The 13,559-nt window shown below is 48.9% G+C and carries 14 protein-coding genes; 8 read left to right on the top strand and 6 right to left on the bottom strand.

Features of this window, described 5'->3' with window-relative positions; all coding sequences use genetic code 11:
- Nucleotides 1-36 precede the first annotated feature (36 nt).
- From xylH to xylF, 3 genes are all read right to left on the bottom strand, one after another.
- A complete protein-coding gene (xylH, locus tag BEB54_RS15050) occupies nucleotides 37-1,218 on the bottom strand; it encodes a xylose ABC transporter permease XylH (RefSeq protein ID WP_000045978.1) in 1,182 nt (393 codons plus the stop codon).
- A complete protein-coding gene (gene xylG, locus BEB54_RS15045; protein WP_001146488.1) occupies nucleotides 1,196-2,737 on the bottom strand; it encodes a D-xylose ABC transporter ATP-binding protein in 1,542 nt (513 codons plus the stop codon). Before xylG ends, xylH begins: the two co-directional genes overlap by 23 nt.
- Nucleotides 2,738-2,814: 77 nt before the next feature.
- Nucleotides 2,815-3,807, bottom strand: a complete 993-nt coding sequence (gene xylF, locus BEB54_RS15040; protein WP_001296518.1) for a D-xylose ABC transporter substrate-binding protein — start codon at nucleotides 3,805-3,807, stop codon at nucleotides 2,815-2,817.
- 365 nt (nucleotides 3,808-4,172) lie between these two features.
- Between xylF and xylA the strand changes: the two genes are divergently transcribed.
- From xylA to yiaA, 4 genes are all read left to right on the top strand, one after another.
- A complete protein-coding gene (xylA, locus tag BEB54_RS15035) occupies nucleotides 4,173-5,495 on the top strand; it encodes a xylose isomerase (protein ID WP_001149573.1) in 1,323 nt (440 codons plus the stop codon).
- A 71-nt stretch (nucleotides 5,496-5,566) separates the two neighbouring features.
- Nucleotides 5,567-7,021: a xylulokinase gene (gene xylB / locus BEB54_RS15030; protein WP_000275397.1), complete on the top strand. Its 1,455-nt coding sequence runs from the start codon at nucleotides 5,567-5,569 to the stop codon at nucleotides 7,019-7,021.
- 167 nt (nucleotides 7,022-7,188) lie between these two features.
- On the top strand, nucleotides 7,189-7,530 hold the full coding sequence (gene yiaB, locus BEB54_RS15025) for an inner membrane protein YiaB (protein ID WP_010360977.1): 342 nt from the start codon (nucleotides 7,189-7,191) through the stop codon (nucleotides 7,528-7,530).
- Between the two features lie 45 nt (nucleotides 7,531-7,575).
- On the top strand, nucleotides 7,576-8,013 hold the full coding sequence (gene yiaA / locus BEB54_RS15020) for an inner membrane protein YiaA (protein WP_001296808.1): 438 nt from the start codon (nucleotides 7,576-7,578) through the stop codon (nucleotides 8,011-8,013).
- A 41-nt stretch (nucleotides 8,014-8,054) separates the two neighbouring features.
- Here the strand turns inward: yiaA and wecH are convergent, their stop codons facing one another.
- Nucleotides 8,055-9,050, bottom strand: coding sequence for an O-acetyltransferase WecH (gene wecH / locus BEB54_RS15015; protein ID WP_105277715.1), 996 nt, complete (start codon nucleotides 9,048-9,050; stop codon nucleotides 8,055-8,057).
- A 174-nt stretch (nucleotides 9,051-9,224) separates the two neighbouring features.
- Between wecH and BEB54_RS15010 the strand changes: the two genes are divergently transcribed.
- The 4 genes from BEB54_RS15010 (at nucleotide 9,225) to hokA (ending at nucleotide 13,092) form a co-directional block, all read left to right on the top strand.
- The gene (locus BEB54_RS15010) at nucleotides 9,225-9,533 is read left to right on the top strand and encodes a YsaB family lipoprotein (RefSeq protein WP_000980157.1); all 309 of its coding nucleotides are present in this window, start codon (nucleotides 9,225-9,227) and stop codon (nucleotides 9,531-9,533) included.
- Nucleotides 9,534-9,627: 94 nt separating this feature from the next.
- Nucleotides 9,628-10,539: a glycine--tRNA ligase subunit alpha gene (gene glyQ / locus BEB54_RS15005; protein ID WP_001168544.1), complete on the top strand. Its 912-nt coding sequence runs from the start codon at nucleotides 9,628-9,630 to the stop codon at nucleotides 10,537-10,539.
- A 9-nt stretch (nucleotides 10,540-10,548) separates the two neighbouring features.
- A complete protein-coding gene (glyS, locus tag BEB54_RS15000; protein WP_001291786.1) occupies nucleotides 10,549-12,618 on the top strand; it encodes a glycine--tRNA ligase subunit beta in 2,070 nt (689 codons plus the stop codon).
- A gap of 321 nt (nucleotides 12,619-12,939) precedes the next feature.
- The gene (hokA, locus tag BEB54_RS14995; protein WP_001135727.1) at nucleotides 12,940-13,092 is read left to right on the top strand and encodes a type I toxin-antitoxin system toxin HokA; all 153 of its coding nucleotides are present in this window, start codon (nucleotides 12,940-12,942) and stop codon (nucleotides 13,090-13,092) included.
- Here hokA and BEB54_RS29335 read toward each other — a convergent pair.
- Nucleotides 13,069-13,140: a hypothetical protein gene (locus tag BEB54_RS29335; protein WP_212734940.1), complete on the bottom strand. Its 72-nt coding sequence runs from the start codon at nucleotides 13,138-13,140 to the stop codon at nucleotides 13,069-13,071. The two genes, hokA and BEB54_RS29335, sit on opposite strands and share 24 nt — an antisense overlap.
- Nucleotides 13,141-13,280: 140 nt before the next feature.
- Nucleotides 13,281-13,493: a transcription antiterminator/RNA stability regulator CspE gene (cspE, locus tag BEB54_RS14990; RefSeq protein WP_000014594.1), complete on the bottom strand. Its 213-nt coding sequence runs from the start codon at nucleotides 13,491-13,493 to the stop codon at nucleotides 13,281-13,283.
- Nucleotides 13,494-13,559: the final 66 nt, after the last annotated feature.

Raw genomic sequence — 13,559 nt, 5'->3', positions numbered from 1 at the left:
AATAAGTTACCGGTTTTGAGAAAATTTTTATCAAAATCAAGAACGGCGTTTGGTTGCGGAGTCCATCCATACTGCCAGCAACAGAATCGCACCTTTAACGATATACTGCCAGAAGGTCGGTACATCCATCATACTCATGCCGTTATCCAGTGAAGCCATGATGAATGCCCCCATTACCGCTCCAGCCACGCTCCCGACGCCGCCTGCCAGACTGGTGCCGCCAATCACACATGCTGCAATTGCGTCCAGCTCGGCGATATTTCCCGCAGAAGGTGAACCAGCGCCAAGTCGAGAACTGAGGATTAATCCGGCGATGGCTACCATTAATCCGTTAATAGCGAACACGGCAAGTTTGGTGCGTTCAACGTTAATCCCGGAGAGCCGTGCTGCTTCCAGATTGCCGCCGATGGCATAAATGCGTCTTCCAAATGCCGTCCGCGTTGCCATAAACATTCCGCCGAGTAACAGCAACGTCAGCAGCAGAACAGGAGTGGGAACGCCACGGTAATCGTTCAACAGCCAGATTGCGCCTAAGACGATAATCGCCGTTAATGCCTGGCGACCGACAACTGCGGTAGAGGCCGGAGACTGCAAACCCAAAGCCTGACGGCGCATTCTTCCGCGCCATTGCCAGCCAACAAAAGCCATTAAGCCAAGCGCGCCAATGATGAAGCCGGTGCTGGCGGGTAGATAGCTTTGCCCGATTTGTGACATCGCGGCGCTGGTGGGGGATACAGTCGTGCCGTTGGTGATGCCAATGAGTATGCCACGAAATGCCAACATGCCCGCGAGGGTGACAATAAATGAAGGGACTTTGCGGTACGCGACCCACCATCCGTTCCAGGCACCGAGAAGCAGTCCCAGAACCAACGTCACAATGATGGTAAGTGGCAAAGGCCAGCCTAGCCAGACGTCACAAATCGCCGCGACGCCACCTAATAGCCCCATCATTGAGCCGACGGAAAGGTCGATTTCAGCAGAAATTATGACGAACACCATTCCTACCGCGAGGATGCCGGTAATCGCGGTCTGGCGTAACAGGTTGGAGACGTTACGGGCGCTTAAGTAGGCACCATCGGTGGTCCAGGTAAAGAACAGCATGATTGCGATGATAGCTGCAATCATCACGAAGACCTGCAAATTCAGTGACTTCAGCCCGGAAAAGCCACCGGATGTCGGTACGGCCAATTTCACTTCAGACGGATTGCTTTTCGACATGATGTTCGCTCCTCAATGCGGCTTCCATCACCTGCTCCTGAGTCAGGTTATGATTTATCAGGTTGGCTTTTAGTTTCCCTTCATGCATCACCAGTACACGATCGCTAAGGCCGAGCACTTCAGGTAATTCGGAAGAGATGACAATAACGGCAATACCCTGCTGGACGAGTTGGTTAATTAATTTGTAGATCTCGTATTTCGCGCCAATATCGATACCCCTGGTAGGTTCATCAAGAATGAGAATGCGCGGGTTGAGTAACAGACAGCGAGCGAGGATCGCTTTTTGCTGATTGCCGCCGCTCAAACGTCCAATAGCAAGGTCGGGGGACGACGTTTTAACTTTGAGTTGCTGGATTGATTCCAGAATACATTTTTGCTCTGCCGCGTCATCAAGCTGGCTAATACCGCCGGTAAATTTATTGAGTGCGGCGAGGGTAATATTTTTACCAACCGCCATTACCGGAACGATGCCGTCGCGCTTTCTGTCTTCGGGTACCATCGCAATCCCCTGGGCGATGGCTTGCTGACAGTTACGAATATCTACCTGTTTGCCATCAATATAAATTTTTCCTTCCCATTGTCCGGGCCACACGCCAAACAGGCACTGAATGGTCTCGGTACGTCCGGCACCAACGAGTCCGGCAATACCCAGTATTTCGCCACGTTTCAGGGAAAACGAGACATCATTAACTCGTTTAATATGACGATTAACCGGATGCCATGCCGTCAGATGTTCAATACGTAATATTTCATCTCCGGTGGTATGTGGTTCATTAGGGTAAAGCGCGGTTAACTCTCGCCCGACCATCATGGTGATAATATCGTCTTCACTCATTCCGGCAGCATCACGCGTACCAATGTGCTGACCGTCGCGAATAACGCAAATCGTATCGGAAATCGCTTTGACTTCGTTGAGTTTGTGCGAAATATAAATACAGGCGATACCGTGCTGTTGTAGATCGCGAATAATATCCAGTAAAACCGACGTTTCCTGCTCAGTTAATGAGGCTGTCGGTTCATCGAGAATTAACAAGCGCACCTGTTTATTAAGTGCCTTAGCAATTTCAACCAGTTGTTGTTGCCCTAGCCCTAAATCGCCAACGCGGGTATCTGGTGAAATAAGTAAACTGACCTGTGCGAGCAGCTTCTGACAGCGTAGCGTCATCAGATCATAATCCATAATGCCATTATGGGTTATTTCGTTACCCAGGAAAATATTTTCCAGTACGGTCAATTCTTTCACCAGGGCCAATTCCTGGTGAATGATAGCGATACCTTTGCGTTCGGTATCGCGGATGTGACTCGCCTGAATCTCTTCTCCCGCAAAAATAATGTCGCCTTCGTAGGAGCCATGGGGATAAATACCACACAGCACTTTCATCAGCGTTGATTTACCAGACCCATTTTCCCCGCAGAGTGAGACGATTTCGCCGGCATTCAACCGCAAGCTAACGTTATCAATCGCCTTCACACTGCCGAAGGTTTTGGTAATGTTCTTCATTTCAAGTAGATAAGGCATAACGACTCCACCTAAGCCAATTAATTTACACGGCATGGAGAGAAATCACGCCCCCGCTCTGTGCCGGGGCGTAACGCTTACAGCTCGCTCTCTTTGTGGAATCCGTCTTTAACTACCGTATCTTTGATGTTGTTTTTATTCACATCGATCGGTGTCAGCAGGCGGGAGGGAACATCTTTCAGACCATTATTCAGTGTGGTATCTGCTTTTGGTTCCTGACCATTGCCCAACTCAACGGCAATTTCTGCGGCAGTATTTGCCAACAATGTAATAGGTTTATACACCGTCATAGTTTGCGTACCGGCAGCAATACGTTTAATACCTGCGAGATCCGCATCCTGGCCGGATATTGCTACTTTCCCTGATAAACCTTGCGCGCTTAATGCCTGAATTGCCCCGCCTGCGGTGGCATCGTTTGAGGCAACCACGGCATCAATTTTGTTATTATTGGCGGTCAGCGCGTTTTCCATAATTTTCAGTGCGTTTTCCGGTAACCAGCCATCAACCCATTGGTCACCAACGACTTTAATTTTTCCGGAATCAACGTAAGGTTTTAACACTTTCATTTGTCCGGCGCGGAACAGCTTAGCGTTGTTATCTACCGGCGAACCGCCCATCAGGAAGTAATTACCTTGCGGAACAATATCGACCAGGGCTTTTGCCTGCAGTTCACCGACTTTTTCGTTATCGAAAGAAATATAAAAATCGATATCCGCATCGTTAATCATACGGTCGTAAGCTAATACTTTAATACCTTCTTGTTTGGCTTCTTTTACAACGTTACTTAATACCTGACCGTTATACGGAATAATGACAAGAACATCGACACCCCGGTTAATCATGTTTTCAATCTGCGACATTTGTGTTTCTTCATTGCCATTTGCAGACTGTACAAATACTTTCGCGCCGAGAGATTCTGCCTTTTTCACAAAGATATCTCGATCTTTTTGCCAGCGTTCAAGACGGAGATCATCAATCGCCATACCTATTTTGACTTCTTTGGCGTGAGCCGCAACGTTGGTAAGCAGAAGTGAGGTGCAAAGGGTGAGTAGAATGTTCTTTATTTTCATGGTGTAGGGCCTTCTGTAGTTAGAGGACAGCTTTAATAAGTAACAATCACCGCGATAAACGTAACCAATTTTTAGCAACTAAACAGGGGAAAACAATTACAGATTTTTATCTTTCGATTACGATTTTTGGTTTATTTCTTGATTTATGACAGAGATCTTACTTTTGTTGCGCAATTGTACTTATTGCATTTTTCTCTTCGAGGAATTACCCAGTTTCATCATTCCATTTTATTTTGCGAGCGAGCGCACACTTGTGAATTATCTCAATAGCAGTGTGAAATAACATAATTGAGCAACTGAAAGGGAGTGCCCAATATTACGACATCATCCATCACCCGCGGCATTACCTGATTATGGAGTTCAATATGCAAGCCTATTTTGACCAGCTCGATCGCGTTCGTTATGAAGGCTCAAAATCCTCTAACCCGTTAGCATTCCATCACTATAATCCCGACGAACTGGTGTTGGGCAAGCGTATGGAAGAGCACTTGCGTTTTGCCGCCTGCTACTGGCACACCTTCTGCTGGAACGGGGCGGACATGTTTGGTGTGGGGGCGTTTAATCGTCCGTGGCAGCAGCCTGGTGAGGCACTGGCGTTGGCGAAGCGTAAAGCAGATGTCGCATTTGAGTTTTTCCACAAGTTACATGTGCCATTTTATTGCTTCCACGATGTGGATGTTTCCCCTGAGGGCGCGTCGTTAAAAGAGTACATCAATAATTTTGCGCAAATGGTTGATGTCCTGGCAGGCAAGCAAGAAGAGAGCGGCGTGAAGCTGCTGTGGGGAACCGCTAACTGCTTTACAAACCCTCGCTACGGTGCGGGTGCGGCGACGAACCCAGATCCAGAAGTCTTTAGTTGGGCGGCGACGCAAGTTGTTACAGCGATGGAAGCAACCCATAAATTGGGCGGTGAAAACTATGTTCTGTGGGGCGGTCGTGAAGGTTACGAAACGCTGTTAAATACCGACTTGCGTCAGGAGCGTGAACAACTGGGCCGCTTTATGCAGATGGTGGTTGAGCATAAACATAAAATCGGTTTCCAGGGTACGTTGCTTATCGAACCGAAACCGCAAGAACCGACTAAACATCAATATGATTACGATGCCGCGACGGTGTATGGCTTCCTGAAACAGTTTGGTCTGGAAAAAGAGATTAAACTGAACATTGAAGCTAACCACGCGACGCTGGCAGGTCACTCTTTCCATCATGAAATAGCCACCGCCATTGCGCTTGGCCTGTTCGGTTCTGTCGACGCCAACCGTGGCGATGCACAACTGGGCTGGGACACCGACCAGTTCCCGAACAGTGTGGAAGAGAATGCGCTGGTGATGTATGAAATTCTCAAAGCAGGCGGTTTCACCACCGGCGGTCTGAACTTCGATGCCAAAGTCCGTCGTCAAAGTACTGATAAATATGATCTGTTTTACGGTCATATCGGCGCGATGGATACGATGGCGTTGGCGCTGAAAATTGCAGCACGCATGATTGAAGATGGCGAGCTGGATAAACGCATCGCGCAGCGTTATTCCGGCTGGAATAGCGAATTAGGCCAGCAAATCCTGAAAGGCCAAATGTCACTGGCAGATTTAGCCAAATATGCTCAGGAACATAATTTGTCTCCGGTGCATCAGAGTGGTCGCCAGGAGCAACTGGAAAATCTGGTAAACCATTATCTGTTCGACAAATAACGGCTAACTGTGCAGTCCGTTGGCCCGGTTATCGGTAGCGATACCGGGCATTTTTTTAAGGAACGATCGATATGTATATCGGGATAGATCTTGGCACCTCGGGCGTAAAAGTTATTTTGCTCAACGAGCAGGGTGAGGTGGTTGCTTCGCAAACGGAAAAGCTGACCGTTTCGCGCCCGCATCCACTCTGGTCGGAACAAGACCCGGAACAGTGGTGGCAGGCAACTGATCGCGCAATGAAAGCTCTGGGCGATCAGCATTCTCTGCAGGACGTTAAAGCATTGGGTATTGCCGGCCAGATGCACGGTGCAACCTTACTGGATGCCCAGCAACGGGTATTACGCCCTGCCATTTTGTGGAACGACGGGCGCTGTGCGCAAGAGTGCACTTTGCTGGAAGCGCGAGTTCCGCAATCACGGGTGATTACCGGTAACCTGATGATGCCCGGATTTACTGCGCCTAAATTGCTATGGGTTCAGCGGCATGAGCCGGAGATATTCCGTCAAATCGACAAAGTATTATTACCGAAAGATTACTTGCGTCTGCGTATGACGGGGGAGTTTGCCAGCGATATGTCTGACGCAGCTGGCACCATGTGGCTGGATGTCGCAAAGCGTGACTGGAGTGACGTCATGCTGCAGGCTTGCCACTTATCTCGTGACCAGATGCCCGCATTATACGAAGGCAGCGAAATTACTGGTGCTTTGCTACCTGAAGTTGCGAAAGCATGGGGTATGGCGGCAGTGCCAGTTGTCGCAGGCGGTGGTGATAATGCAGCTGGTGCGGTTGGTGTAGGAATGGTTGATGCTAATCAGGCAATGTTATCGCTGGGGACGTCGGGGGTCTATTTTGCTGTCAGCGAAGGGTTCTTAAGCAAGCCAGAAAGCGCCGTACACAGCTTTTGCCATGCGCTCCCGCAGCGTTGGCATTTAATGTCTGTGATGCTGAGTGCAGCGTCGTGTCTGGATTGGGCCGCGAAATTAACGGGCCTGAACAATGTCCCAGCTTTAATCGCGGCTGCTCAACAGGCTGATGAAAGTGCCGAGCCAGTTTGGTTTCTGCCTTATCTTTCCGGCGAGCGTACACCACACAATAATCCCCAGGCGAAGGGGGTTTTCTTTGGTTTGACCCATCAACATGGTGCTAATGAACTGGCGCGAGCAGTGCTGGAAGGCGTGGGTTATGCGCTGGCAGATGGCATGGATGTCGTACATGCCTGCGGCATTAAACCGCAAAGTGTTACGTTGATTGGTGGCGGGGCGCGTAGTGAGTACTGGCGTCAGATGCTGGCGGATATCAGCGGTCAGCAACTCGATTACCGCACGGGGGGGGATGTGGGGCCAGCACTGGGCGCAGCAAGGCTGGCGCAGATTGCGGCGAATCCAGAGAAATCGCTCATTGAGTTGTTGCCACAACTGCCGTTAGAACAGTCGCATTTACCAGATGCGCAGCGTTATGCCACTTATCAGCCACGACGTGAAACGTTCCGTCGCCTCTATCAGCAACTTCTGCCATTAATGGCGTAAACGTTATCCCCTGCCTGACCGGGTGGGGGATAATTCACATCTATATATATCAGTAATTAATTAATATTTAGTATGAATTTATTCTGAAATCATTTGTTAATGGCATTTTTCAGTTTTGTCTTTCGTTGGTTACTCGTAATGTATCGCTGGTAGATATGGAGATCGTTATGAAAACCTCAAAGACTGTGGCAAAACTATTATTTGTTGTCGGGGCGCTGGTTTATCTGCTTGGGCTATGGATCTCATGCCCATTGTTAAGTGGAAAAGGCTATTTTCTTGGCGTGTTAATGACGGCAACTTTTGGCAACTATGCATATCTTCGCGCAGAAAAACTCGGGCAACTGGATGATTTTTTTATCCATGTCTGCCAGTTAGTTGCGTTAATCACTATCGGTCTCTTGTTTATCGGTGTTTTAAATGCGCCTATCAATGCTTATGAAATGGTGATTTATCCCATCGCCTTTTTTGTTTGCTTGTTTGGTCAAATGCGTTTGTTTCGCTCGGCATGAGCAACATAAAGCTCTTACACATTCAGGAATGAAAGGAATACTGTGATGGACAACAAAATATCAACCTATTCTCCGGCATTTAGTATTGTGTCATGGATAGCTCTTGTTGGTGGTATCGTTACCTATCTGTTAGGGCTATGGAATGCAGAGATGCAGTTAAATGAAAAAGGATATTATTTTGCCGTGCTGGTGCTAGGACTGTTTTCTGCGGCATCTTATCAAAAGACCGTTCGGGACAAGTATGAAGGCATACCGACCACCTCCATTTATTATATGACCTGCCTGACTGTCTTTATTATCTCTGTTGCGTTATTGATGGTAGGTCTGTGGAATGCGACGTTATTACTCAGCGAAAAAGGTTTTTATGGGCTGGCTTTCTTCTTAAGCTTGTTTGGTGCAGTAGCGGTGCAGAAGAATATTCGTGATGCCGGAATAAACCCACCAAAAGAAACACAGGTTACCCAGGAAGAATACAGCGAATAATTCACATAAGCCCGGTCAGTCCAATGTGACCGGGCTTTTATTTAACTCACTAGTCTGTTTCTGTCGATTCGTTGTACCAGCATAGAAAGTAACAAACTCGCTGCCAACGTCGCGCAAAAGATCCAAATAATATCCAGTATTGGCCAGTTTTTAAGCTCAATCCCCCGGGTACGCAGCGCATGGATAATCAATGCGTGGAACCCGTATATACCTAAAGAATGGCGTGATATCAGCCCAAGCCCGGGAACAGTGTGTGTATCCAGCGTATTTTTAACCAGAGTCAATAGTGCGATTGCGCAGATAAAAACCATCGGCCCACAGTAAAGATACCAGGTATCGGCAAAATTTCCGCGCCACTGCAATTCATATAATGTCCCGCGAGAGATAATAAAAACCCCCGTCGCAAACAGTGCGGCGCACACCCACGACAGTGCTTTATGCTGTGTGTCCATCATCCCTATAGCGCGGCCCAACATGCCATACAGGATGTAGTAAAAAGTATCGCCATTGACATATAAGTTAATTGGCAGCCATTCAAAACCGTCAATTTTCTGCGGCACTGTGTTTGGGTTAGCGATAATACCAATCACCACCATTAGTACCAGCAACATTTTTCCGCCGACGTTCTTCACCTGAATCAGCGGTGAAACCAGATAAATCACCGCAATCGCGAAGAAAAACCATAAGTGGTAAAACACTGGCTTTTGCAGCAGGTTTTTCAGCGCTATCTCTACATTGATGGAGGTAAATAGCGCAATGTAGAGCAGTGCGATTGCGCTATAAAAAAGCAGACATAAGCCGATACGTAAGAAATGGCGCGGCTGGGCGCTGCGTTCGCCAAAAAAGAGATAGCCGGAAATCATGAAAAATAGCGGCACGCTGACACGAGAGGCAGAATTCAGAACATTGGCGATATCCCAGGTGACGGGGCTAACACTATGAGCATTGGTCACATACCAGGTAGTGGTGTGAATCATCACCACCATTAAACACGCTATCCCTCGCAGGTTATCAATCCAGTAAATTTTGGGCTGCATCTGTGTCTCTGTATCTGGTTAAAAAAAGTCTGACCGATAAATCATTCGGTTGGCGCACTGGAATAATCTGAGTTTTATCACTACAGCTTATAGAGGCTTGAGGAAATTCGTAAGATATCAACCACTATACCGATATAAATAATAAGACTCACCTGCAAACCAGACGGTAATTTAATGATGATGAACTCTTTCTTTCCGGCAATGGCGCTTATGGTGCTTATGGCGCTAGTGGGTTGTTCTACACCGCCACCCGTGCAGAAAGCACAACGGGTAAAGGTTGATCCTCTGCGTTCGTTGAATATGGAAGCGTTATGCAAGGATCAGGCGGCAAAACGTTATAACACCGGCGAGCAAAAAATCGACGTCACCGCCTTCGAACAGTTCCAGGGAAGCTACGAAATGCGTGGTTATACCTTCCGGAAAGAGCAGTTTGTCTGTTCTTTTGACGCGGATGGCCATTTTTTGCATCTTTCCATGCGTTAAGCCCTGCTTTTTCCCGTTTCGTACTGTATATCTTCCATCCAGCGGGTATACTGATCCCTTCCTTTAAATCCACACGTATCCAGCACGAAATAATATGCAAAAGTTTGATACCAGGACCTTCCAGGGCTTGATCCTGACCTTACAGGATTACTGGGCTCGCCAGGGCTGCACCATTGTTCAACCATTGGACATGGAAGTCGGCGCGGGAACCTCTCACCCAATGACCTGTCTGCGCGCGCTGGGGCCAGAACCGATGGCGGCTGCTTATGTTCAGCCTTCTCGTCGCCCGACCGATGGTCGCTACGGCGAAAACCCCAACCGTTTACAGCACTACTATCAGTTCCAGGTGGTCATTAAGCCATCGCCGGACAATATTCAGGAGCTGTACCTTGGTTCTCTGAAAGAGCTGGGCATGGACCCGACTATCCACGATATCCGTTTCGTGGAAGATAACTGGGAAAACCCGACTTTGGGTGCCTGGGGGCTGGGCTGGGAAGTGTGGCTGAACGGCATGGAAGTGACGCAGTTCACTTACTTCCAGCAGGTTGGTGGTCTGGAGTGTAAACCGGTTACCGGCGAGATCACCTACGGTCTGGAACGTCTGGCAATGTACATTCAGGGCGTAGACAGCGTTTACGACCTGGTCTGGAGCGACGGCCCGCTGGGTAAAACCACCTACGGCGACGTGTTCCATCAGAACGAAGTGGAGCAGTCCACTTACAACTTCGAATACGCGGATGTGGACTTCCTGTTCACCTGCTTCGAGCAATACGAGAAAGAAGCGCAGCAGCTGCTGGCGCTGGAAAATCCGCTGCCGTTGCCAGCCTACGAGCGTATTCTGAAAGCCGCCCACAGCTTCAACCTGCTGGATGCGCGTAAAGCCATCTCCGTCACTGAGCGTCAGCGCTATATTCTGCGCATTCGCACCCTGACCAAAGCAGTGGCAGAAGCATACTACGCTTCCCGTGAAGCCCTCGGCTTCCCGATGTGCAACAAAGATAAGTAAGAGGCGGCTATGTCTGAGAAAACTTTTCTGGTGGAAATCGGCACTGAAGAGCTGCCACCAAAAGCACTGCGCAGCCTGGCTGAGTCCTTTGCTGCGAACTTTACTGCGGAGCTGGATAACGCTGGCCTCGCACATGGCACCGTTCAATGGTTTGCTGCTCCGCGTCGTCTGGCGCTGAAAGTAGCTAACCTGGCGGAAGCACAACCGGATCGTGAAATCGAAAAACGCGGCCCGGCGATTGCCCAGGCGTTCGACGCTGAAGGCAAACCGAGCAAAGCGGCAGAAGGCTGGGCGCGTGGTTGCGGTATTACCGTTGACCAGGCTGAGCGTCTGACTACCGATAAAGGCGAATGGCTGCTGTATCGCGCCCACGTGAAGGGCGAAAGTACTGAAGCACTGTTGCCGAATATGGTTGCGACTTCGCTGGCGAAACTGCCGATCCCGAAACTGATGCGTTGGGGTGCAAGCGACGTGCACTTCGTGCGTCCGGTGCACACCGTGACCCTGCTGCTGGGCGACAAAGTCATTCCGGCAACCATTCTGGGCATTCAGTCCGATCGCGTGATTCGCGGCCACCGCTTTATGGGCGAGCCGGAATTCACTATCGACAATGCTGATCAGTATCCGGAAATTCTGCGTGAGCGCGGGAAAGTCATCGCCGATTACGAAGAACGTAAGGCGAAGATTAAAGCCGATGCCGAAGAAGCGGCGCGTAAGATTGGCGGTAACGCTGACTTAAGCGAAAGCCTGTTGGAAGAAGTCGCTTCGCTGGTGGAATGGCCGGTTGTGCTGACCGCAAAATTCGAAGAGAAATTCCTCGCGGTGCCGTCTGAAGCGCTGGTTTACACCATGAAAGGTGACCAGAAATACTTCCCGGTGTATGCGAACGACGGCAAACTGCTGCCGAACTTTATCTTCGTTGCCAATATCGAATCGAAAGATCCGCAGCAAATTATCTCTGGTAACGAGAAAGTCGTTCGTCCACGTCTGGCGGATGCCGAGTTCTTCTTCAATACCGACCGTAAAAAACGTCTGGAAGATAACCTGCCGCGCCTGCAAACCGTGCTGTTCCAGCAACAACTGGGTACGCTGCGCGACAAAACTGACCGCATTCAGGCGCTGGCTGGCTGGATTGCTGAACAGATTGGCGCTGACGTGAATCATGCCACCCGTGCGGGCCTGCTGTCTAAGTGTGACCTGATGACTAACATGGTCTTCGAGTTCACCGACACTCAGGGCGTTATGGGTATGCACTACGCGCGTCACGATGGTGAAGCGGAAGATGTCGCAGTGGCGCTGAACGAGCAGTATCAGCCGCGCTTTGCCGGTGATGACCTGCCGTCTAACCCGGTAGCCTGTGCGCTGGCGATAGCTGACAAGATGGATACTCTGGCGGGTATCTTCGGTATCGGCCAGCATCCGAAAGGCGACAAAGACCCGTTTGCGTTGCGTCGTGCCGCACTTGGCGTGCTGCGTATTATCGTTGAGAAGAACCTCAATCTTGACCTGCAAACCCTGACCGAAGAAGCAGTGCGTCTGTATGGCGATAAGCTGACTAATGCCAACGTGGTTGATGATGTTATCGACTTTATGCTCGGTCGCTTCCGCGCCTGGTATCAGGACGAAGGTTACACCGTTGACACCATCCAGGCGGTACTGGCGCGTCGTCCGACTCGTCCGGCTGATTTCGATGCCCGAATGAAAGCGGTATCGCACTTCCGTACCCTGGATGCAGCTGCAGCACTGGCGGCGGCGAACAAGCGTGTATCTAACATTCTGGCGAAATCTGACGAAGTGCTGAGCGACCGCGTGAATGCCTCTACTCTGAAAGAGCCGGAAGAAATTAAACTGGCGATGCAGGTTGTGGTGCTACGTGACAAGCTAGAGCCGTACTTTGCTGAAGGTCGTTACCAGGATGCGCTGGTCGAACTGGCTGAGCTGCGTGAACCGGTTGATGCCTTCTTCGATAAAGTGATGGTCATGGTTGATGACAAAGAATTGCGAATCAACCGTCTTACCATGCTGGAGAAACTGCGCGAATTATTCCTGCGAGTTGCGGATATTTCGCTGTTGCAGTAATAACGTCGTTATTAAAAAGCCTGCCATCTGGCAGGCTTTTTTATCGCTAAATAATAGAGCAACCTTTAATAATCTTCTGATGAATAAAGATTGTCTCATATATTAATTTTATGAGATTTTTTTAGGATTATATCAAGGAGAAGAAACGAACTTATTAAGCTAGAATAGCTGCGGGTGCTTGAGACTGTTTGTCTCAGGTATTCACCGAAAGGCAGACAGAGAAAAGCCCCACCTGACTATAAATCAAAGTGAGGCTACCCTATGCCTGAACACCATAAGGTTAGCCTCTTACTCGTTGGAAATCAACACAGGAGGCTGGGAATGCCGCAGAAATATAGATTACTTTCTTTAATAGTGATTTGTTGCACGCTTTTATTTTTCACCTGGATGATAAGAGATTCACTGTGTGAATTGCATATTAAACAGGGGAGTTATGAGCTGGCGGCATTTTTAGCCTGCAATTTGAAAGAGTAAGAGTCTTCGGCGGGAAGTTATTCCCGCCTTTCTTACGGCGTTGCGCATTCTCATTGCACCCAAATTTATTCTTCACAAAAATAATAATAGATTTTATTACGCGAACGATTATTTATTTCCTGAATAAACAAATAAAAAAATCCCCGCCATTTGGCAGGGATCTTAGATTCTGTGCTTTTAAGCAGAGATTACAGGCTGGTTACGTTACCAGCTGCCGGGCCTTTAGCGCCGCTTTCGATGGTGAAGGACACTTTCTGACCTTCGTCCAGAGATTTGTAACCATCGTTCTGGATAGCAGAGAAGTGTACGAACACGTCTTTAGAGCCATCGTCAGGAGTGATGAAGCCGAAGCCTTTGTCAGCGTTGAACCATTTTACGATACCAGTCATTTTACCGGACATAGTGTATTACCTTTAATAATTAAGTGTGCCTTTCGGCGATATGGCGTGCTTTACAGATTTTGAAGC

This window comes from Escherichia sp. MOD1-EC6021 (genome assembly GCF_002965245.1).
Classification (GTDB): Bacteria; Pseudomonadota; Gammaproteobacteria; order Enterobacterales; family Enterobacteriaceae; genus Escherichia; species Escherichia coli_F.
This window is presented reverse-complemented; position numbering and strand designations above follow the sequence as displayed.

Bases quoted from the DNA above. Each gene is read 5' to 3' on its own strand.
- xylB (WP_000275397.1), top strand. From the start codon at position 5,567: ATGTATATCGGGATAGATCTTGGCACCTCGGGCGTAAAAGTTATTTTG.
- xylG (WP_001146488.1), bottom strand. From the start codon at position 2,737: ATGCCTTATCTACTTGAAATGAAGAACATTACCAAAACCTTCGGCAGT.
- yiaA (WP_001296808.1), top strand. From the start codon at position 7,576: ATGGACAACAAAATATCAACCTATTCTCCGGCATTTAGTATTGTGTCA.
- xylH (WP_000045978.1), bottom strand. From the start codon at position 1,218: ATGTCGAAAAGCAATCCGTCTGAAGTGAAATTGGCCGTACCGACATCC.
- yiaB (WP_010360977.1), top strand. From the start codon at position 7,189: ATGAAAACCTCAAAGACTGTGGCAAAACTATTATTTGTTGTCGGGGCG.
- wecH (WP_105277715.1), bottom strand. From the start codon at position 9,050: ATGCAGCCCAAAATTTACTGGATTGATAACCTGCGAGGGATAGCGTGT.
- glyS (WP_001291786.1), top strand. From the start codon at position 10,549: ATGTCTGAGAAAACTTTTCTGGTGGAAATCGGCACTGAAGAGCTGCCA.
- xylA (WP_001149573.1), top strand. From the start codon at position 4,173: ATGCAAGCCTATTTTGACCAGCTCGATCGCGTTCGTTATGAAGGCTCA.
- glyQ (WP_001168544.1), top strand. From the start codon at position 9,628: ATGCAAAAGTTTGATACCAGGACCTTCCAGGGCTTGATCCTGACCTTA.
- xylF (WP_001296518.1), bottom strand. From the start codon at position 3,807: ATGAAAATAAAGAACATTCTACTCACCCTTTGCACCTCACTTCTGCTT.
- hokA (WP_001135727.1), top strand. From the start codon at position 12,940: ATGCCGCAGAAATATAGATTACTTTCTTTAATAGTGATTTGTTGCACG.
- BEB54_RS15010 (WP_000980157.1), top strand. From the start codon at position 9,225: ATGATGATGAACTCTTTCTTTCCGGCAATGGCGCTTATGGTGCTTATG.
- cspE (WP_000014594.1), bottom strand. From the start codon at position 13,493: ATGTCCGGTAAAATGACTGGTATCGTAAAATGGTTCAACGCTGACAAA.